This is a genomic window from Paenibacillus sp. J22R98 (assembly GCF_059383835.1).
In genome coordinates this window covers 801,040-819,922 of record NZ_JBXENW010000002.1, presented here as the reverse complement: position 1 = coordinate 819,922, position 18,883 = coordinate 801,040, and the positions used below count along the sequence as shown (strand labels likewise).

Genomic DNA, 18,883 nt, shown 5'->3' with positions numbered 1-18,883 from the left:
ACGGGCTTTATTAAAACCCAGTTCTATTTATTATACTTCATTCGACTTCTCGTGGAAAGCAATTGGAAGCCATACGATAAATGTCGTTCCTGCACCTTCACGTGTCGAAACTTCGACCGAACCGCCATGCTCATCAATAATCCACTTGGCAATCGACAATCCAAGGCCGGTTCCGCTCGTTTCACCGCGCGATTCATCTGCACGATAGAAGCGCTCGAAGATGTGTGGAACTTGGTCATGGTCCATGCCAATGCCCGTATCCTTGATGATAATGCCGGCTTGATCGCCCGATACGATCGCACGCAGCTCAACATCTCCGCTCGGCGTGTACTTAAATGCATTCTCGACGAAGATAAAAAACAGCTGACGAAGAAAATCGGCATGCGCATATACTTCTACGTTCGAAATGGCGTCTAGGTTCCCAATTTTCCATTCTGCTTTTCTTGGCAGAAGCTGCGCCTTGCGCGCTACATCCTCGACTAACGGAAGCAGCGGCTGAACGGACTTCTCCATTGTGTAGCCCGCATCCGCACGCGCAAGGGACAACAGATCATTCACTAAACTGGACATCCGTTTGGCTTCGCCTGCAATATCCAGCATCGATTCGCGCGTCAGCATCATCCGACTGCGTTCTTGTTCGCTTAATTGCGGCATGTCTTGACCGTCTGCATCGGTTCCCTGCGTCAACGTCGGCAGCCACATCCGCTCGAGCAGCTCGATATTCCCGCGAATCGTCGTAAGCGGCGTGCGAAGCTCATGGGAAGCATCCGATACGAATCGTCTTTGCGCTTTGTAGGCTTCATTCAACCCGTTGTAGGTCGTTTCGATGCGGCCCAGCATGCCGTTTAACGTATCGACCAGCCGTCCAAGCTCATCGTTCGGTCCCTCTCTTGGAATGCGCACGCTCAGATCAGAGCCATTCTGAATGCGATCGCTCGCACGAATGACATTCTCAATGGGACGGAGCGCCTGACGCGCAAGAAAGAACCCAATCGTAAAAGCGATGAGTACAACGATAATAAGAGAGGAGATCAATGTCGTCTTCAGCTCGGTCAGAAACTTATCTTCCCTGCCCGAATAAGCCGCAACCTGCAGCAATCCAAATATTTCATTATTTTGCTTCAAAATATGTCGGTATACAAGAAACGGATAAGGACCTGCCTTTACATGTTCAAACCCTTCGTAGCTTTCGTTGATTTCCTTTACGTCCGGCTTCGGCAGAAGCTGATCGATCCTGCGCAGGTTCGATGTCGTCTTCACGACTCCATTCTTATAATTATCAACTTGGATAAACATCTCGTCATCCCCGATAACGAAATTAGGCGTTTGATAATTACCGAACATATCCAGTGTGGACGTAATATTGATCGCATTGACCTGCTGTTCGATCTTGGCTTTCATTTCCTTGTACGTATTGTAGTTGACGAAGAAAAAGATCGCGACCCCAAATGCAATTAGCGTAACGGCCAAAATCACCGAGTACCATAACGTGAGCCTTAAGCGAATCGACATGGAATCAGCCTCCTTCGCCTCTAAGCACGTACCCGGTGCCTCGAACCGTCTGAATCAAGCGCGGGCTCTTGCCGTCTTCCGTCTTCTGGCGCAGCATGGCAATATAAACCTCCAGCACATTCGATTCGCCGCTGTAGTCAAAGCCCCATATTTTGTCCATAATCGCGTCGCGCGTCAGCACTCGCCGCGGATTCTGCATCAACAGCTGAAGCAGATCGAATTCCTTCGCCGTGAGATCAATTCTGCGTCCGGCACGGATCGCTTCGCGTGAATCCAAATCCAGCGTCAAGTCTTCAAACTGCAAGCTGCTCGAGTTCTCCTCGAGCTTGTCGGATTTACGTCTGAGCAGCGCACGCACGCGAGCAAGCAATTCCTCAAGCGCAAACGGCTTAACCAAATAATCATCCGCGCCAAGATCTAATCCGCGCACGCGATCTGTAATATCGTCCTTAGCTGTCAGCATCAGAATCGGCACAGAGCTTCCGCCTTCACGAACACGGCGGCATACTTCCCAGCCATCCACCTGCGGCATCATGACGTCCAGAATGAGCAAATCCGGATCGCTTACGAGCATTTGCTTCAAGCCCTCATGTCCGTTATTCGCCGTCGCGACCTCGTAGCCCTCAAACGCCAGGCTTCGGCGAAGCAGAGAAGTTATTTTATCATCGTCGTCCACTACTAATATATGCGCTCTCATCATAATCCCCCATCATCAAACAACTAGTTTTTTCTTCCAAAAGCTGCCTACATATTATAGCGCAACATGCGTTTCCCACGAAACAGCTTGTCCGCATTCTTCCATAAAAGAAGCGCAGACAGTCTTAACGACTGTTTGCGCCCGGGTAAAACTGTTCTATTGCTGTAGCTTATTGCTGGCTTGCAAACTCATTCTTGTTGCCTACCGTTACTTTCAGATCCATCTTCTCGCCATTACGAATAATGTTGAGCGTAGCCGTGTCTCCGACTGCTTTCTTCTGGATTTGAGCGATTAAATCTTCACGGTTGCTGTATTTCGTGCCGTCCAAGCCTGTAATGACGTCATATTGTCTCAGATCCGCCATATAAGCAGGCGATTTGTACAGGACGCTCGATACGATCGATCCTTCTTTGTTCGATAGACCAAGCTCTTTGGCGATTTCATCCGTAATCTCAGCCAAGTTCGCGCCGATGAACGGTACCGGTTTCTTCGGAATTTCTTTATTGGCTTTCAGGTTCTCAAGCACTTCTTGAATCGTGCTCGTTGGAATGGCGAAGCCGATACCTTGTGCCTGCGAGCTTACTGCCGTATTAATACCGATGACTTCACCTTGCAGGTTGAGCAATGGACCGCCCGAGTTCCCTGGGTTAATGGAAGCGTCCGTTTGCAACAAATGCTCGTATTGACGTGTGCCTTGGGAGTCCGGAATGCTGATCGGACGTTCCTTGGAGCTTAGTACACCGACCGTTACTGTATGGTCAAAGCCGTACGGGTTTCCGATTGCGACAACCCAGTCCCCGATGTTGATCTTGTCGGAGCTGCCAATTGGCAGTGTCGGGAAGTCTGTACCTTCTACTTTCAATACCGCTAGATCCAAGTTGTAATCAGAGCCAAGCTTCTTCGCAACAAGCGGTTTGTTGTGACCTTGCACAGTTACTTGAATTTCATCCGCATCGCCGATTACGTGCTGATTCGTTAAGATGTAGCCCGTGGAGTCAAAGAAGAACCCTGTGCCGATTCCTTCCGGCGTTAATTCGCCGCTGCCTTGATCCGTGTTGCCTTGACCGGAACCATCATCCTGTCCTTGGCCGCCTTGACCGCCTTGGTCACCGAAGAATTGGCTGAAGAAATCATCCATAGAATTGCCTTGCGTACCGCCTGCGCGTTGTTTCGTGAAGGTTTCGATTTTGACCACAGCCGGACTTGCTTTCTCGAACAGCTGCGCAATATTGTTTGGTCTTACCACATCAGCCGCTGCGGACACTTTGCCGTCATCGCCCGCTTTACCAACAGCAGGGCTAGCTTGCTCTGAAGTTTGCGTTAATGCATGATCTGTCGTGAACCAATTCTGTTTGTCTGACACGAACATCAGTGAACCAACAACGACTACGCCGGCTAGGAAGGATGCAAACATCGCTTTAAATGAACTGCGTTTGGCTTCTTTCACTTGCCACCCGCTGCGTGCCGCGGATTGCGAAGGCGCGAATGCACGAAGCTGTGTAGGCGGCGTAACTTCAACTGAGTTATGCAATCCATCAGAGCTTCCGCCGGCAGCTGCGTCGCCGCTTATCGGCCGCTGTGGTTCAGCATCAGCTGCACCGGATTTGAACGGTCCGTATGAATAGTAGTACGAGCTCTTGTCGGCTTCTTCATGCGGCTTACCTTCGTTAGCGTTATAAGACTGTTCTTTATCGCGAATATCCTCGTTAGGGTTATTGTTGTTTTCGTTGTCGAAGAAATCGTCATAACCGTTATTTTTTTTGTTTTGATCGTCCATTGTTTATTCCTCCTCAAATGTTTTCCCATGTTTGTTAAGTTTTCAATAAGTGCTTTATGTTCTTGCTTGTGATTGTCTTCGCGAATCATTCATCTTTCATAGTTCTATCATGCACAATCTACCTTAAATCAAACTTAAAATTGTTATAATGTAACATAAAAAAACCGGGCTTGGCTGAATAATCAGCCTCACCCGGTTATGATGCAATCTGCGATTCTCTCATTGCAGCAATCGTTGTTCTACTTCGCCCAGCACTTCTTTCGCTTTCGTCACCCATTTGGACTCGACTTCAGCATCCGGATCAATCGGTTCCTGAAACTGATCAATTAAACTGCCGAGCGCCCGCGGCTGAGCGTGCTTATCCAGTCCTTCATTGTACAAATGCTTAAGTACGAATGGCTGCCCCATTCTGATTTTGGCATCGAGGTCCTGCGTATCACTGTCGATATTGCCGTTTATCACATCAAAAGGCATTCGAAGCCACACTTTATGCGCTTCATCCAAGTAGCGGTCAAAATAGCCATGCTGATAATCCCAATTCCCGCCAAGCGAGAACTCGTGCTCCTCCAGCATGCTTCGGACTTCCGTAAATTCCTTCTCACTTGATTCCAGCTTGAATTCAAGGGGGATCATCGCTCTATATTCTCCTCCTGGCCTAATGTTTACCGTTAGCTTGCCCGGAGTGAATGCCTGTTATCCCGTCTTTACCCAACCTTTACGATGCGCGTATACAGCAAGCTGCGTTCTGTCTTCCAGCTCGCATTTCATCAGCAGGTTGCTGACATGCGTTTTGACCGTCTTGATGCTGATATGAAGCTCTTCCGCAATTTCCTTGTTGGACATCCCTTCAGCGATGAGCAGAAGCACTTCCTTCTCCCGGTCCGTCAGCCCTTCATCGGCCCCTTGCGTGCTCCGCTGACGCAGTCCTCTCGTAAGCGCCTGCGAGACATCGTGCGTCATGACCGGCATTCCTTTAGCCGCTCCATTGAGCGCATAGATGAGTTCCTCTGCCGAAACAGTCTTTAGCACATAACTTACCGCGCCGGCTTCAACTGCCGCTACAACCTTCTCATCCTCAAGGAAGCTGGTCAGCATGACGATCTTCAGGTCAGGAAATTCCTTCATGATATGGCGAGTTGCTTCGACGCCATCCATCACCGGCATCATGAGATCCATAAGGACGAGCTGCGGCGGTCCATCCGGGATGCCAGCCTTAAGCATATCCAGCGCTTCTTTACCGTTAGCCGCTTCTGCGATGACCTCAAATTTCGGGTCCAGCATCAAGTACGTACGCAATCCCGCTCGAACCATATCATGATCGTCGACAATCATTATTTTCCAGCTGTTATTTGAGCTCATCGCTAAGGTTCTCTCCCTTATTCAAATAATTGGGTAATGTGACTCTGACTCTCGTTCCGCTTCCCGGCTTACTAATAATGGAGGCATCCCCGCCGAGCTTGTTGGCCCGCTCCCTCATGGTAGACAACCCGTAGGAACCCCGCTTCACTTGATCCGCACGGAAACCGGCACCGTCATCCTGCAGCGTCATTACGATTTGCCGCTCCGTCTCTGCCACCGTTAACAATGCTGTTTGAGCACCCGCATGCTTCACGATATTCGCCATCGCTTCTTGGACAATGAGGAACAATTGGTGTTCCTTCGCTTCAGAAAGCTTCTCCCGCACCCGCCATTCGAGCACACCTTGCAGCCCATTCTGGCGGCAGTAGTCCGGGAACCATTTGTCGAGCGCTTCTTGAAGAGACCTGCCCTCAAGCTCCATCGGTCTAAGCTGTGCAATAAACCCGCGCATTTGCTTCTGCGCCATCGACGACATGGAGATCAACTGCTCCATGACATCACTGGCCCGGCTCGGGTTCAGCTCCAGCAGCTTCGGAAGCGAGGATGCCGACATATGTATAGCAAACAGCTGCTGCGAAACCGTATCATGGAGGTCACGCGCAAGCCGTCTGCGCTCTTCCAGTACCGCCGCTTCATTGGAAGCTGTTTCTCTCATGACCTGTTCTTCTCCGGAGCGCTGAATCCAGTGCATTCGCTCATCGAGCGACTCCATCATATCGTTGAACTCGCGAAACGCGGGTGTAAACGAGCCTTCTTCCGGCAGCCTTGAGCTGTAGTTTCCATGCGCTGCCTGCTTTAGCCCAAGCACGAGCAGATCCATTTGACGCTGAATCCGCTGCGCTGCCCAATAACCGAAGACGGCACTGATCAATAAGAAGAGCACAGCAACGCCGATCCACAGCGCCCTGCTGTACCCTTTAGCCGTCAATTCGGTGCCAAACTGCCAGAGAAAGACCGATATCGTCGATGAAGCCAGGAAAAGCAAAATCATATCCCACTTACTGTTACGAAACAATCGGACCATCATGCGCGCATCAACCTACCTTTGTAACGCGCACATCACCGATAAACGTACTGACGTGGAGCCTGATTTTTTTATCATTCTCTTGAAAATACGGCGTTTCAATATCCATATTCTTAAAAATTCCGCCCTCTTTATGTTCGAGCACCGCGACATCGCCGATAAAAGCACTGGAAACGACGTGCACGCCGATTTCGTAATCGTCCGGCAGATATACTTTTACATCGCCTATAAAGGAAGAGATATTGATTGTCGTTTCACCCGGCAATATTTGCGCCTTCGTCAGATCCAGCACAGTGTCACCGATAAAATGGGAGATATTCATCGGCTTGAGCTCCCAATAATCTTGGCCCAAATAGATATCGCCGATAAAACCCGATCGTGTCTGTACGTTAGGATCATGATTCCACCACTCTACGCGACCATTGCGGTGATGGTTCCTGGCATTTCGTAAATGCCGCTCTCGATGATCCTTGACCTGTTGTGCATGCTTCTCGAAGTGCTCTCTCGTTCTGGCTGCTTGCTCTTCCCACTTGTGCTTCTTCTGCTGCAGATTCGAATACTCATCGTTAGGCCGAACAGGCGGTATGACTTGCTTGCCCTCCACGTTGATTTGAACCTTCATCTCAGAAGGCGGCTCACTGCTATCGCTCGGAGTAGGCACATCAGAAGACGGCTTCGTCGGATCCGGATGGAGCGGCGGAGCCGGAGGAATGTCTACATTAATTTGACTGTAGTTGTAGGCTTTCCAATCATCGCTCGGAATCTCTTCTTTCTTCTTCGTTTTCGGTTTAAGAATCATTCGCAGACCGAATATTATAAGAATCAACGGACCTACGAATTGCATCACATCGCCGACCGACCAGGCGAACCAATCTAAATTACGCCCCAGAAACACAAAGCCGACAATGAGCATAATGGATGAACCGAAGAACGATCCAGTCCCGTAAACAGCTCGCTGCATCATACCTTGGATACCAAGGAACAACAGCATCAATGGCCAATAAGTGGAAACCACCATTGCGATATCGAAATCGACTACGCCGCTTTGTCTTAACATTAAGCCTACGCCCATCACTATAATGAAGAGGCCCCACATAAACCGACTAATAAAATTCCCGTTCATTGCCGCCACCAGCTCCCAATCGCATCTGCAAAGGTTTGTACTCCAAGTATAACAGGTGCCGCAAGTGACATAAAAGGGTCTCTCGGTTGACCCCTTTCTACGTCTGGAGGCGGAGCGGCCGAACGCCTTTTTCCAATTGAACAAGTTGATGTGAGGTCTTGTCACTTCACTCGTTGACATCGTTAACACAGCACTTATATAATGGGGTTCGGATTGGATTGAGAGACAAAACCTAACATGACATACTAGAGGAGATGAGAGCATGGATTTAGCCACCCTGTCCACCGGGTTGGATACGATTTGGGTCGTGCTGACGGCTGCAATGATTCTACTCATGGAAGGCGGCTTTGCACTTCTCGAAGCAGGCTTTGTGAGGCAGAAAAATGCAGTCAGCATTATTATGAAGGTATTCGTGGACATTGCCTTCGGCGCACTGGTCTTTTACATGATCGGATTCGGCCTGATGTACGGGAAAGACGCAGGCGGTTTAATTGGAACAACCGGCTTCTTGCTTAATGGAGACCTGTCTCATATTTCGCTTAATATCTCCCATGAGACTTACTGGCTGTTTCAATGCGCTTTCGTTATCGCCGTTATCTCCATTGTTTCGGGAGCGGTTGCGGAACGCATTCACTTTAGAGCTTATATATTGTACGCCATCGCGATGACCGGTTTAATCTATCCGGTTGCCGGACACTGGGTTTGGGCGGTAGGCGGCTGGCTTGGCAAGCTTGGCATGATCGACTTCGCCGGCTCCGCAGTTATCCACGCATTAGGCGGTTTCGCAGCACTCGCTGCAGCGATCTTCATCGGACCCCGAATCGGCAAATTCACACCCGAAGGCAAAAGCAACATCGTTCCTCCTTCCAACCTGCCACTCGCATCGGTTGGCGCATTCATCCTTTGGTTTGGTTGGTTCGGCTTCAACTCCGGCAGTACACTCAGCGCTACGAACGGCTCAATCGGTCATATCGCGGTTACAACGATGCTTTCTGCAGCAGCAGGCGGAGCAATATGCATCCTCTTTACGATGATGCGTTATAAGAAAGCCGATCCCCCGATGGTTATTAACGGTTCGTTGGCCGGTCTGGTCGGAATAACGGCAGGTTGTTCGTTCGTTTCCGACGGCGCAGCCATCTTGATCGGTTCAGTCTGCGGTATTGCGATGGTCCTTGCAACCGAGTTTCTCGAGAGCAAAGGCGTCGACGATCCCGTTGGCGCATTCGCCGTACACGGCGTCAGCGGCAGCCTCGGCACACTGGCAGTCGGCCTGTTCGCCCTGCCGGAGATGACGAAAGGAATCGGACAAGAGTATTATGGCCTGTTCTATGGAGGAGGCTGGAATTTACTTGGTGTACAAGCACTCGGCCTCGTCATTGTCAGCGTATGGGGATTCTCACTGACATGGGGCGTTCTACTTCTCATTAAGCGTTTCATGCCGGTTCGCGTCTCGAAGGACGAAGAGCTTATCGGACTCGATGTCGGCATCCACGGAGTACCGGCGTATAACCAAGACCATGATTTCCTCGATCTGGAGCAGTTAAAGTCACGCAAATAACAGAAACCGCAAAGACGCCGCCTTCTTGGAGATCATACTCCTGAGAAGGCGGCGTCTTCATAATAGACACAAAAAAACCGCCCACACTAGGACGGTTAACCGTTAATTCATCTCTTCATCCATCTCACTGGAGACTTCAATGATATCAGAAGCATTATTGTTATTATGTAGAATCGCACGTGCTTGCTCCACTTCAAGGCGAAGTGTACGTACTTTCTCCATAGGGCGTTTCACGTAGTGAATATATTCCACGGCAAGATGATGGTCCGGCTTCTTACCCGTAAGCATCCGGCGAAGTGTCGACATTGATTGATAGGAGCGTTCTTCGTGTAAACGACGCTTCTCATAGCGTTCGACCATCTGTACAATTTCCGCTATCTCTTGCTCTCTCTTAGCTATATATGTGTTGAGGAAAGGAATAACTTCAGCTGCTTTACGATGCCTCAAACGAGAAGGTGGCGTGTAAGTAATTGGTTCTGTCATGACAACTCCCCTGCCTTCGCATGTTATCATTCATTACACTACTTATCTTACACGATCATTTCCCGTTTGGAAACACCTTTTTCATCAAAATAAATGGCAATTATTTGACGCGTATGTCAGCTCCTACGACACCAATCAATCGACCTTCGCCTGAACGAATCGGAACCGAGATGGTCAAGCAAGGTTTCTTCGTTATCGCGGAGATGTACACCGGTGAAGTAAATGCCTTCCCTTCCATAGCCCGCTTCCACCACTCACGGCCTTTGGCATTCAGCAATCCCGCTTCCGGCTGCGAGAAAATAAACGAGCCATCATCCCGGTTCGACCAAATCGCCTCGATCTCCGGCAATTGTTGCAGCAATCGCGAGAGCTGCTCTTGATGCGCGGATTCGTCAAGCGTGAACAGTCTCGCATCTGCCGCCAGCTTGCTCAGCTTCTCTAGCGTCCCGCTTACGTTAATTTCGCTTTCTTTCACTTCGTGTTTGATGCCAACCTGCCCGATGGCTTTGGTTAGCTCTGAGGATGACTTATGTAAATTAGTGCTGATCCGGTCCAGCTTCTTAATTTGTCTGCGCTGTTTATGTGTAAGCTCAAGTGTCTCGTCTACGCTTCCAAGTGTCTGGTTCACCGCATCGACAACATCCTTCAGCATGCCTGTCGTGGCATTCATGCTCTGCGTCTGCTGCTTGCTTGCCGTGCTGCTCTTACTGACCAAACGGTCTACTTCATGAATACGTGTAAAAATCAAATCCATGCGGTTCTTTGTTTGTGCCATCTCCCGGATGCCTTGCTCTACTGCTGTTTTCTCCAAATCAACGGAAGCCACTACCTGCTTAACCCCGTTCTCGATCTCTTCGACCAATCCGCTGGAGCGTCTAACCGCCTCATGACTCTGCTCTGCCAGCTTCTTTATTTGCTGGGCAACAATGGAGAAGCCTCGGCCAAATTCGCCGGCGTGCGCAGCCTCAATCGAAGCATTCAATGCCAGCAGCGATGTTTGCGATACAATCTCTTGGATGAAGCTGTTGATCTCATTGATCCGTGAAGTCTGTTCAATCAGCTCGCGGATATGGCGGTCCATCGTTCCGTTATGCTGCTGCAGATCATTCATCACTTTATCCGTGTTCGTCAGCGAACGGCAAACCTCAAGCACAACTTCTTTCGTTTCTTTACTTTCCGTGTCGAGCAGCTGCGCCGTGTCGCTGATTTGTTCAGCGGATGCGGCTACTTCCTGCAGCGTCGAGAATGTCTCGCCAATGCGGTCCATCGCGCGTTCACTGCATAATCGCAGCTCTCCCTCGGTGACAGCAGATTGATCGGCAATGTCCGTAAGTTGGCCAATGGACTGATTAACTTCCTCTACCGCAGCGGTCAATTGATCCGAAATAACTAACGACTCATTAATCAACTGCGCGAGCACAACATTCTGTTCTGCTTCTTCTTGCTTATTCGGCGTGCCTTGCGTTCGGAAACGCTGCAATAGCGGCATGATAATATCCCCCTTTTTTCGACAATTGGTCAGAATTAACTAATAGTATAGTTCACAGTCTCATAAATGAAAAGAGGGACCCTAATGGGTCCCTCTTAACCAACTGCTTCGCAAATTAGGAAGCTATGTTTATTTTTCTGCTTTCTGGGATGCGGCCTTCGTTGTTGCATTAGCTGTGTTTGCTGCGTTTTCTGACGCAAATTCTGCGTTGTATTTACTTTGGGCTGCATTAAATTTGTTGTTTTTATTTTTCGCCATTCCTGCTCACCTCCCCGTACAACCAATAGTATGGCAAGGCCGGGAACAGTTTATGTAAGCTGGAATTGAATAATTGTTAAATCATTTTATCACGCAAATACCGCTTCGTCCGGTGGATCCGGGCTTTAATTGTCCCGACCGGAACCTGCATCACTGCTGCGATTTCCGCATCCTTAAAGCCGTAATAAAATTTGTAAAGCAGCATGGCACGAGATGCCGGATCCAGCAAATCGAGCAGCTCGTTGATCTCAAGCATGACCGCCGCTTCGTCTCTATAACCGGCTTCTTGTGACCTATTGAAGGACTCTAATTCGCTTGAGGGGCGAATCCGTGACGCTTTCTTATTCAAGTTCAAGGCAATATTGGCCGTAATCACTCTCGCCCATGAGTAAAGCTTGCTTCGCTCCCTTAGTGTGCCTTGCTTCGTGAGCATGCGCACCCAAGCTTCCTGAACCGCATCCTGGGCATCCGACTTATTATGCACCTTCGCATAGGCTACTCGAATCATCTCCTTATAGAGCTCTAGCAGCTTGTCCTCATAAGCCTCTAATTGGGATATTACATTCAGCTCTGTAAGGGATGGTTCATTGTTCATGGATATCCGCCCTCATTTATCGGTGGTAGCGCTTTCAACGTGTATTCTAACATACCTATTCCGCAAAAAAAAGAGAATATTCGGCGAATCGCCAAACATTCTCTCTATGTCGATTAGGACTCAAGCAGCTCTCTTGGGATCGTCTTCTCCGCTGTGACAGCTTCATTCAGCTCATTAAGCCAAGCTTCCGTCAGCTTGCCATTGCCTCGCCTCAGCACTCGAACTGTAACCTTACGTTTCCCCCACTGCTTGAATACCTGCTTCCTTGTTTCAAAATACAGATCGATCTTCTTCCCTTTAATCGCAGAGCCGGTATCGGCTACAATCCCATACCCGTAACCGGGTACGTACAGAAGGGTTCCGATCGGAAATACTTTGGGATCTGCGGCGATTGTCGAAACAAAACCTCTTCGCACACGAACGCCTGAATACGTTATGCCGTATTGCGGATGTCCCGGCCGCTTACCTGTGGATTCGACACCTGCGGTGTAGCCTGTCGCTACGACTTGAATGGGCTTGAATGACTTCGTTGCCGGTTGCGGCTGCTTGCTTACAGGCCTCTGCGTGATTTGCCGTTCAATCTCAGCCCCCACACTGCATGCTGCCGTACAGTCTGCAAATAACAGACCGATGATCATCATCATTGCTGCTGTACTAATACTTAGAACACGTTGAAACGACAAAAAGCTTGTCATCATCTGGGTTGTTATCCTCCTTAGTTCGAAGGATACCCAAGTGCGACAAGCTTTATGCGGCAGCAGGAATCATGTTCCAGCGCAGGGAATGATTAGATTTGTTTCTCGGCAACTTCCGTTTTTAACTTTGCAATTAGCTCCGATACCGGCATCGATCCCAGATCGCCTTCGCCGCGTTTACGCACGGAGACAGATTCGGAGCTCGCTTCATTCTCGCCAACAACGAGCATGTACGGCGCTTTCTCCAGCTGTGCTTCACGGATCTTATAGCCGAGCTTCTCATTGCGAAGATCGGATTCAACCCGAATTCCCGCTAGCTGGAGCTTCGCTTCAAGCTCACGCGCATATGCTTCGTAGGCAACCGAAACCGGGATGATTTTGGCTTGTACAGGTGACAGCCACAGCGGCAGCGCACCAGCGAAGTTCTCCAGCAAGAATGCTGTCATACGCTCCATTGTGCTGATAATACCGCGGTGGATAACGACCGGACGATGTTTCTTGCCGTCATCGCCAACGTACTCTAGTTCGAAACGTTCAGGAAGCAGGAAGTCCAGCTGCGCAGTCGAAAGTGTTTCTTCTTTGCCCAGCGCTGTCTTGATTTGAACGTCGAGCTTCGGTCCATAGAACGCCGCTTCGCCTTCAGCCTCGAAGAATGGCAGGCCAAGCTCTTCCACAACCTCGCGGAGCATGCGCTGCGACATTTCCCACATTTCGTCGTTTTGGAAGTACTTCTCTTTATCCTGCGGATCACGGTAGGACAGACGGAAACGGTAATCCTTGATGCCGAAATCCTCATACACTTGACGAATTAGCGTAATAACGCGCGCGAATTCTTCTTTGATTTGATCCGGTCGGCAGAAAATATGAGCATCATTCAGCGTCATTGCACGTACGCGATGCAAGCCTGTCAGTGCGCCGGACATTTCGTAGCGGTGCATCGTGCCGAGCTCCGCAATCCGAACCGGAAGGTCGCGATACGAACGCATATCGCTTTTGAAGACCATCATATGATGCGGGCAGTTCATTGGACGAAGAACGAGTTCCTCGTTGTCCATGATCATTTTCGGGAACATATCCTCGCTGTAGTGCTCCCAGTGTCCGCTAGTTTTGTACAATTCAACGTTTGCAAGAACAGGTGTGTAGACATGCTGGTAGCCTAGGCTTTCTTCCAAATCTACGATATAACGCTCCATTGTACGGCGAAGACGCGCGCCGTTAGGCAGCCATAGCGGAAGTCCTTGTCCGACTTCACGGGAGAATGTAAACATCTTCAGCTCACGGCCGAGTTTACGGTGATCGCGTTTCTTCGCTTCCTCCAGGAAATGAAGATGCTCATCGAGCTGTGCTTTCTTAGGGAATGCTGTGCCATAAATCCGTTGCAGCATTTTGTTCTTGGAATCACCGCGCCAGTAAGCGCCGGCAACGCTAAGCAGCTTGAACGCTTTTATCTTGCCGGTCGATGGCAAGTGCGGCCCGCGGCATAGATCAAAGAATTCGCCTTGATCATATATTGTAATTTGCGAATCTGCCGGCAGATCGCGAATAAGCTCTAATTTCAGCGGATCAGCGATTTCCGTAAAGATGGCGATCGCTTCTTCGCGGCTTACAACGTGGCGGCGAATCGGCAGATCCTCCTGTACGATACGTTCCATTTCCTTCTCGATTTTGACCAGATCCTCAGGTGTAAGGGACTGCTCCATATCGATGTCATAATAGAAGCCGTCTTCGATAACGGGCCCGATGCCAAGCTTTACATCATTCTTGCCGAACAGACGCTTAATGGCTTGTGCCATTAGATGTGCCGTACTGTGACGATACACTTCAAGACCGTCAGCAGATTCAACGGTTACGATTTCGAGGGCAACATTGCCTTCAAGCGGCGTATAGACATCTACCACTTTACCGTCTACTTTACCGGCAATCGCGTTCTTCCGCAGACCATTGCTGATGGAACCCGCTACTTCTTCAATTGTAGTACCTTGCTCGTATTCCCGGACTGCGCCGTCCGGCAGCTTTACTTGAATCGACATACCCTTCGTTCCTCCTGGATGTGGTTCTTGCGGCTGCATGACAATGCCCTCGCAATACCTAAATTTAACGATCTATGCGGCATGCAGCCAACAAAAAAAGCACGCATCCCGCAAAGGGACGAGTGCTCTAATAGACCCGTGGTTCCACCCTAGTTCAATCAGCAGCTAAACGTACAGGCTACTAATCCTTGTAGACGTCCTATAACGGGAACGGCCCGGTACAGCTTACTACCAACGCTTCATCAAGAAGCCGAGGTTCAACTGGACAGCTACAAAGGGGTATATCGCCGCTGCATCGCGAGGAAATTTCAGCCTAGGTTCCTCTCTCTGAATCGAGCATTGCTGGTGATACATGTCTTTGTCATTGCTTTTACATGTGAATAATTATAATCTGACACCGACTGACAGGTCAAGCCTAGATTGCGGTGTATATTTTCACGGAATGACATTGCGCACGCGTTTCTCCGAAACGACATCTGCCGACTGCACAATGGGAAGCCCCTGCTCATCGAAGAAGTAGCTGCAATGCCCGCAAGTGCAGCAGAGCCGCACCCGATGCTCGAATATGGTTTCCAGCGTGCGCATGACAGGCAGCTCCGGCTGCCGCGTGTGAATGACGATTTGCTGCGGCGACACGGTAATCAGCGTACTGACGATCATGTCCTCCATGTTCATTTCCGACTCCAGCATTTCCGCTACGATGCGGTCGGCCGGTACGGTTTCCAGCATTTGAAACTCTTGATCGTAGAGGACGAAATCACTGCCGCCCTTGTGCAGCACATGCACGATTGGAAGCTTCACTTCCTGCATCCGGACAAAATATTTGAGCAGCGATATAAATTCCTGGTATTGCTTATCCATTACATATTCATCCACCGCATAAGCAACGACTTCCTTCAGTTCTTGCCAGTATGCGGCCAATCTAAACGTAACGAAGCCATCGAGGTGCAATCGGGTGTTGCTGCTCAGAAACAGCTCGATCTCATCTGCCACTTTCCCCATCCTGCGTTCTCTGTCAGAACGCAGCATAGCTGTATCGGTGTCGTCTTCCTGGACGGCAGGAACAGCTGCACCGTACAAAATATTTTGGCAATATCGCTCTAGCACTTCGATCTCTTTGACCACTTCATAATGAAATTGCTTGCGTATAATCGCCTTTAACAGCATGGGCTCAAGCTCAGACATAATGTAGCGGGCAAAAGCGGTCGCAGATCTTCGATACATCTTCGGTCCATCCGTAGCGAGCTTGAAATCGGCAAGGTCAACAAGACATGAAATTTCCATTGTTTCATACTCAGGCCTTGTGAAGCTCACGAACGGAACAGCGGTATCCTTATCGCTATGTAAATCGACAAATTCCTCGCTCAAACAATGGTGCAGTCGATCAATCGCTTCACGGGAAGCCGAAAGCAAAGAAACAGTGAACAGTTCCATAGGCTCACTCCTAAAAGTTTTTGCGAATAACAGCCAGCTAGGCCGGCTGGATATAGTGGCCGGTAAATCGGCAAATTGGGCGTTAAACGAACGGACGAGATGGTCGTTTCGATTCCTTTTCATACTTCATCCAGAGGTCAATTCGGGCTTCCTTAACAGTATATGGTTCTGCAAAAGCATATATACGATGTAGGCATTGGCACAGCTAGTGGGGGATTGGAATGGAAGGGGATTCGTGGTATATTTGTTCCAAACGAAGCCGCATCCTCGGAGTGAGTACCATGGATTATGAATCGATAAATTACAACAGATACCGATGGAATCGCATGCTGCTTAATGGCTTCTGGGCCATTCTGTTCATTACGATTGGATTAGAATGTCTCTATTTAACCATTACGGAAGTACCCACGAAACAATTCATTATGGAATATATGGTAAGACCCTCGCTGCTGCAGTTCGGGCTTCTCCTCCTCGCCGAGACAGGACTTCGTTTATTTAAAGGTAAATATCAAGACTATATACTCATCCTCACATCGGCCGTGCTCGCCTTCATCATTGTTTATGTCCACAACTCCATCAATTACTTGCTCATCGCGCTTTTCTTACCTGTCATGGTATCGATATTTTATTTCCAGACCCTTAAGCTTCTATTTGCGTTAGCCAATACGCTGACATCGCTTTACATCATGTATTGGACGAATGACTTGATGCACACGGATATTTCGTTAGTAGGACTTACGACCATTACCGTTATGTTCAGTGTATTTACGCTTGTGGCATGGGGCATTCTGCGACGTGGCCGCGAGCTGCTTGATCATCTGAAAGCCTATTTCGAATCTAATCAACAGCTCCTCGTGAAGACGGTATGGATGGACAAGCTGGCAAAGACGGACGCCTTAACCGACCTGTACAATCACATTACGTTTCACGAATATATGGATAGACTGATCAACCAGCATGAACGAAACGGACTTCCACTGCAGCTTGCGATCATCGATATCGATAACTTCAAGCTCGTCAATGATACCTTCGGCCATCGTGCCGGAGATGCGGTGCTCAAATCCGTCTCGGAGCTTATTCGCGGCAAAGCTTGCGCTAATGATTTCGTCGCCCGCTATGGCGGAGAAGAATTCGCTATCCTCTATACGGACAAAACCAGCACCGAATCCTATATCATTACCGAGCAAATTCGTGAAGAAATCGCCCAAGTCCCGCACGAGACGCTTGGTGCGAGCCCCGTCACGATCAGCGCCGGATTCGCTGAATATATCTCCGGTGAAGGGAAAGAGCATTTCTTCAATCGTGTTGATGCGGCGCTATATAAAGCCAAGAAAAGCGGCAAGAACCGTAGTATTGTTTCCAATTTGGAGCAGTATCAGCAAAGTCAGCTCGCCTAAGGTGAAATGGCTGTCGCCGTCCTATCGGCGGAGAAGCGCGTTTCATTCCGGTAAAATATAAGCGTGGTATAAGGTGAAACTTATACCGCGCTTATATTTTAAACAAACAAAAGCTTCCCACCAGGAACTGCTATTCCTGAAGGGAAGCTTTTTATATGGACGGTCTATTAGTTTTGCATGATAAAGTCGTTCTGCGCCATTTCGGATTCGTTGTACATCTTCAGAATCTCATAACGCGTGTTGCGCTGCGCTGGGATCTTGCCTGTTTCGCGAATCAAGCGAAGAATGGAATCGATATTAACCTTATGCGTCGTTCCAGCGGCCGAAACCACATTCTCCTCAATCATTGTGCTGCCGAAGTCGTTACAGCCGTAGGACAATGAAAGCTTGCCCACTTCCGGCCCCATAGTCACCCATGAAGATTGGAAATTATCGATATTGTCGAGCGTAATCCGGCTGATCGCCAATGTTTTCAAGTACTCTTCCGGCGTCGCTTTCTCCCGCTTCATATTCGTGTTCTCCGGCTGGAATGTCCATGGAATGAACGCTAGGAAACCTTTGGAGTTATAGCCGTTCGCAATGCACTCATCCTGTGCGTCACGCACACGAAGCAAATGAAGCGCACGCTCCTCCATCTCTTCGCCGAACCCGATAACCATCGTAGCTGTCGTGTTCATGCCGATGCGATGAGCCGTCTTCATGACGTCCATCCAATCCGTCCAAGAGCCCTTCAACCGGCTGATCTTACGTCTTGTCCGGTCATCCAGAATTTCGCCGCCGCCGCCCGGAAGCGAATCCAGTCCCGCACGATTCAGCTCGCGAAGCACCTCTTCAAGCGATTGTCCGCCCGAAAGCAACACCATTTTATGAATCTCCGCCGGGGAGAAGGAGTGCATCGTTATGCCTGGATAATGCTGCTTGATCTTACGTAATAGGTCCAAGTAATACGAGAATGGCAGCTCTGGATTTACGCCGCCCTGCATCAGAATCTCGGTTCCTCCGACATCCATGGTTTCCTTGATCTTCTGCAAAATGACTTCATCCGGAAGCACGTAGCCTTCCTTCGAGCCGGGCGCGCGGTAAAATGCGCAGAAACGGCAGTACACATCGCATACATTCGTGTAATTGATGTTCCGTCCGACAACGAAAGTCGTTACCGGATCAGGATGATGCCGCAGCATAATCTGATTGGCCACGTGGCCCATTTTCTCAATTTCATCGGATTCAAAAAGTGTCACGCACTCCTCAAGTCCAATCCGTTCTCCTTGCAGTGCTTTATCTAAAATGCGATCTACCTGTTGCACGATGGAGACCTCCTTCTCTATCAACATATCCGTCACTTGCTACGTTTCAATTAATACTACCACAAACGCCAACCAGCGTCATGCACCGACATCGGCCGAAAAAGCCAGCCTAAACGGCGAAAAACGCGGCTAGTCCGCCGGGACTGCC

General features: G+C 49.4%; 17 protein-coding genes. 2 read left to right on the top strand and 15 right to left on the bottom strand.

Annotated features, from left to right (window positions below):
• Positions 1 to 30: 30 nt before the first annotated feature.
• The 7 genes from AC50Y3_RS09140 to liaF all read right to left on the bottom strand — a co-directional run bounded on the left by AC50Y3_RS09140 (position 31) and on the right by liaF (position 7,492).
• A complete protein-coding gene (locus AC50Y3_RS09140) occupies positions 31 to 1,512 on the bottom strand; it encodes a sensor histidine kinase (protein ID WP_494818444.1) in 1,482 nt (493 codons plus the stop codon).
• A gap of 4 nt (positions 1,513 to 1,516) precedes the next feature.
• Entirely contained in the window at positions 1,517 to 2,209 is a 693-nt protein-coding gene (locus tag AC50Y3_RS09135) for a response regulator transcription factor (RefSeq protein WP_494818619.1), read from the bottom strand.
• Positions 2,210 to 2,378: 169 nt separating this feature from the next.
• A complete protein-coding gene (locus tag AC50Y3_RS09130) occupies positions 2,379 to 3,986 on the bottom strand; it encodes a S1C family serine protease (RefSeq protein ID WP_494818443.1) in 1,608 nt (535 codons plus the stop codon).
• Between the two features lie 219 nt (positions 3,987 to 4,205).
• Complete coding sequence (locus AC50Y3_RS09125; RefSeq protein WP_494818442.1) at positions 4,206 to 4,619, bottom strand: YugN family protein; 414 nt, start codon at positions 4,617 to 4,619, stop codon at positions 4,206 to 4,208.
• 60 nt (positions 4,620 to 4,679) lie between these two features.
• Positions 4,680 to 5,345 (bottom strand): response regulator, encoded by a 666-nt coding sequence (locus tag AC50Y3_RS09120; RefSeq protein ID WP_494818441.1) that lies wholly within the window; start codon positions 5,343 to 5,345, stop codon positions 4,680 to 4,682.
• Positions 5,332 to 6,372 (bottom strand): sensor histidine kinase, encoded by a 1,041-nt coding sequence (locus tag AC50Y3_RS09115; protein ID WP_494818440.1) that lies wholly within the window; start codon positions 6,370 to 6,372, stop codon positions 5,332 to 5,334. Before AC50Y3_RS09115 ends, AC50Y3_RS09120 begins: the two co-directional genes overlap by 14 nt.
• 7 nt (positions 6,373 to 6,379) lie before the next feature.
• Positions 6,380 to 7,492: a cell wall-active antibiotics response protein LiaF gene (gene liaF, locus AC50Y3_RS09110; RefSeq protein WP_494818439.1), complete on the bottom strand. Its 1,113-nt coding sequence runs from the start codon at positions 7,490 to 7,492 to the stop codon at positions 6,380 to 6,382.
• Between the two features lie 262 nt (positions 7,493 to 7,754).
• Here liaF and AC50Y3_RS09105 point away from each other — a divergent pair, with 262 nt between their 5' ends.
• Positions 7,755 to 9,050 carry an ammonium transporter gene (locus tag AC50Y3_RS09105; protein ID WP_494818438.1) on the top strand — a complete coding sequence of 432 codons (1,296 nt, stop codon included), beginning with the start codon at positions 7,755 to 7,757 and terminating at the stop codon, positions 9,048 to 9,050.
• Positions 9,051 to 9,152: 102 nt separating this feature from the next.
• Here the strand turns inward: AC50Y3_RS09105 and AC50Y3_RS09100 are convergent, their stop codons facing one another.
• The 7 genes from AC50Y3_RS09100 to AC50Y3_RS09070 all read right to left on the bottom strand — a co-directional run bounded on the left by AC50Y3_RS09100 (position 9,153) and on the right by AC50Y3_RS09070 (position 16,034).
• On the bottom strand, positions 9,153 to 9,533 hold the full coding sequence (locus tag AC50Y3_RS09100) for a hypothetical protein (protein ID WP_494818437.1): 381 nt from the start codon (positions 9,531 to 9,533) through the stop codon (positions 9,153 to 9,155).
• 100 nt (positions 9,534 to 9,633) lie between these two features.
• The gene (locus AC50Y3_RS09095) at positions 9,634 to 11,022 is read right to left on the bottom strand and encodes a methyl-accepting chemotaxis protein (RefSeq protein WP_494818436.1); all 1,389 of its coding nucleotides are present in this window, start codon (positions 11,020 to 11,022) and stop codon (positions 9,634 to 9,636) included.
• 129 nt (positions 11,023 to 11,151) lie between these two features.
• The gene (locus AC50Y3_RS09090) at positions 11,152 to 11,280 is read right to left on the bottom strand and encodes a hypothetical protein (RefSeq protein ID WP_494818435.1); all 129 of its coding nucleotides are present in this window, start codon (positions 11,278 to 11,280) and stop codon (positions 11,152 to 11,154) included.
• 76 nt (positions 11,281 to 11,356) lie between these two features.
• The gene (locus AC50Y3_RS09085; RefSeq protein ID WP_494818434.1) at positions 11,357 to 11,875 is read right to left on the bottom strand and encodes an RNA polymerase sigma factor; all 519 of its coding nucleotides are present in this window, start codon (positions 11,873 to 11,875) and stop codon (positions 11,357 to 11,359) included.
• A 113-nt stretch (positions 11,876 to 11,988) separates the two neighbouring features.
• Positions 11,989 to 12,573, bottom strand: a complete 585-nt coding sequence (locus AC50Y3_RS09080; protein WP_494818433.1) for a 3D domain-containing protein — start codon at positions 12,571 to 12,573, stop codon at positions 11,989 to 11,991.
• A gap of 89 nt (positions 12,574 to 12,662) precedes the next feature.
• Positions 12,663 to 14,600 (bottom strand): threonine--tRNA ligase, encoded by a 1,938-nt coding sequence (thrS, locus tag AC50Y3_RS09075; protein ID WP_494818432.1) that lies wholly within the window; start codon positions 14,598 to 14,600, stop codon positions 12,663 to 12,665.
• A 435-nt stretch (positions 14,601 to 15,035) separates the two neighbouring features.
• Positions 15,036 to 16,034: a putative sporulation protein YtxC gene (locus AC50Y3_RS09070; RefSeq protein WP_494818431.1), complete on the bottom strand. Its 999-nt coding sequence runs from the start codon at positions 16,032 to 16,034 to the stop codon at positions 15,036 to 15,038.
• A 281-nt stretch (positions 16,035 to 16,315) separates the two neighbouring features.
• Here AC50Y3_RS09070 and AC50Y3_RS09065 point away from each other — a divergent pair, with 281 nt between their 5' ends.
• The gene (locus AC50Y3_RS09065) at positions 16,316 to 17,431 is read left to right on the top strand and encodes a GGDEF domain-containing protein (RefSeq protein ID WP_494818430.1); all 1,116 of its coding nucleotides are present in this window, start codon (positions 16,316 to 16,318) and stop codon (positions 17,429 to 17,431) included.
• Positions 17,432 to 17,598: 167 nt separating this feature from the next.
• Here AC50Y3_RS09065 and mqnC read toward each other — a convergent pair whose 3' ends face one another.
• Positions 17,599 to 18,735, bottom strand: a complete 1,137-nt coding sequence (gene mqnC, locus AC50Y3_RS09060) for a cyclic dehypoxanthinyl futalosine synthase (protein ID WP_090981967.1) — start codon at positions 18,733 to 18,735, stop codon at positions 17,599 to 17,601.
• Positions 18,736 to 18,883 lie beyond the last annotated feature (148 nt).

Bases quoted from the DNA above. Each gene is read 5' to 3' on its own strand.
- AC50Y3_RS09115 (WP_494818440.1), bottom strand. From the start codon at position 6,372: ATGATGGTCCGATTGTTTCGTAACAGTAAGTGGGATATGATTTTGCTT.
- AC50Y3_RS09070 (WP_494818431.1), bottom strand. From the start codon at position 16,034: ATGGAACTGTTCACTGTTTCTTTGCTTTCGGCTTCCCGTGAAGCGATT.
- AC50Y3_RS09125 (WP_494818442.1), bottom strand. From the start codon at position 4,619: ATGATCCCCCTTGAATTCAAGCTGGAATCAAGTGAGAAGGAATTTACG.
- AC50Y3_RS09065 (WP_494818430.1), top strand. From the start codon at position 16,316: ATGGATTATGAATCGATAAATTACAACAGATACCGATGGAATCGCATG.
- AC50Y3_RS09085 (WP_494818434.1), bottom strand. From the start codon at position 11,875: ATGAACAATGAACCATCCCTTACAGAGCTGAATGTAATATCCCAATTA.
- AC50Y3_RS09140 (WP_494818444.1), bottom strand. From the start codon at position 1,512: ATGTCGATTCGCTTAAGGCTCACGTTATGGTACTCGGTGATTTTGGCC.
- AC50Y3_RS09105 (WP_494818438.1), top strand. From the start codon at position 7,755: ATGGATTTAGCCACCCTGTCCACCGGGTTGGATACGATTTGGGTCGTG.
- AC50Y3_RS09120 (WP_494818441.1), bottom strand. From the start codon at position 5,345: ATGAGCTCAAATAACAGCTGGAAAATAATGATTGTCGACGATCATGAT.
- thrS (WP_494818432.1), bottom strand. From the start codon at position 14,600: ATGTCGATTCAAGTAAAGCTGCCGGACGGCGCAGTCCGGGAATACGAG.
- AC50Y3_RS09100 (WP_494818437.1), bottom strand. From the start codon at position 9,533: ATGACAGAACCAATTACTTACACGCCACCTTCTCGTTTGAGGCATCGT.
- liaF (WP_494818439.1), bottom strand. From the start codon at position 7,492: ATGAACGGGAATTTTATTAGTCGGTTTATGTGGGGCCTCTTCATTATA.
- AC50Y3_RS09135 (WP_494818619.1), bottom strand. From the start codon at position 2,209: ATGAGAGCGCATATATTAGTAGTGGACGACGATGATAAAATAACTTCT.
- AC50Y3_RS09095 (WP_494818436.1), bottom strand. From the start codon at position 11,022: ATGCCGCTATTGCAGCGTTTCCGAACGCAAGGCACGCCGAATAAGCAA.
- AC50Y3_RS09130 (WP_494818443.1), bottom strand. From the start codon at position 3,986: ATGGACGATCAAAACAAAAAAAATAACGGTTATGACGATTTCTTCGAC.
- AC50Y3_RS09090 (WP_494818435.1), bottom strand. From the start codon at position 11,280: ATGGCGAAAAATAAAAACAACAAATTTAATGCAGCCCAAAGTAAATAC.
- AC50Y3_RS09080 (WP_494818433.1), bottom strand. From the start codon at position 12,573: ATGATGACAAGCTTTTTGTCGTTTCAACGTGTTCTAAGTATTAGTACA.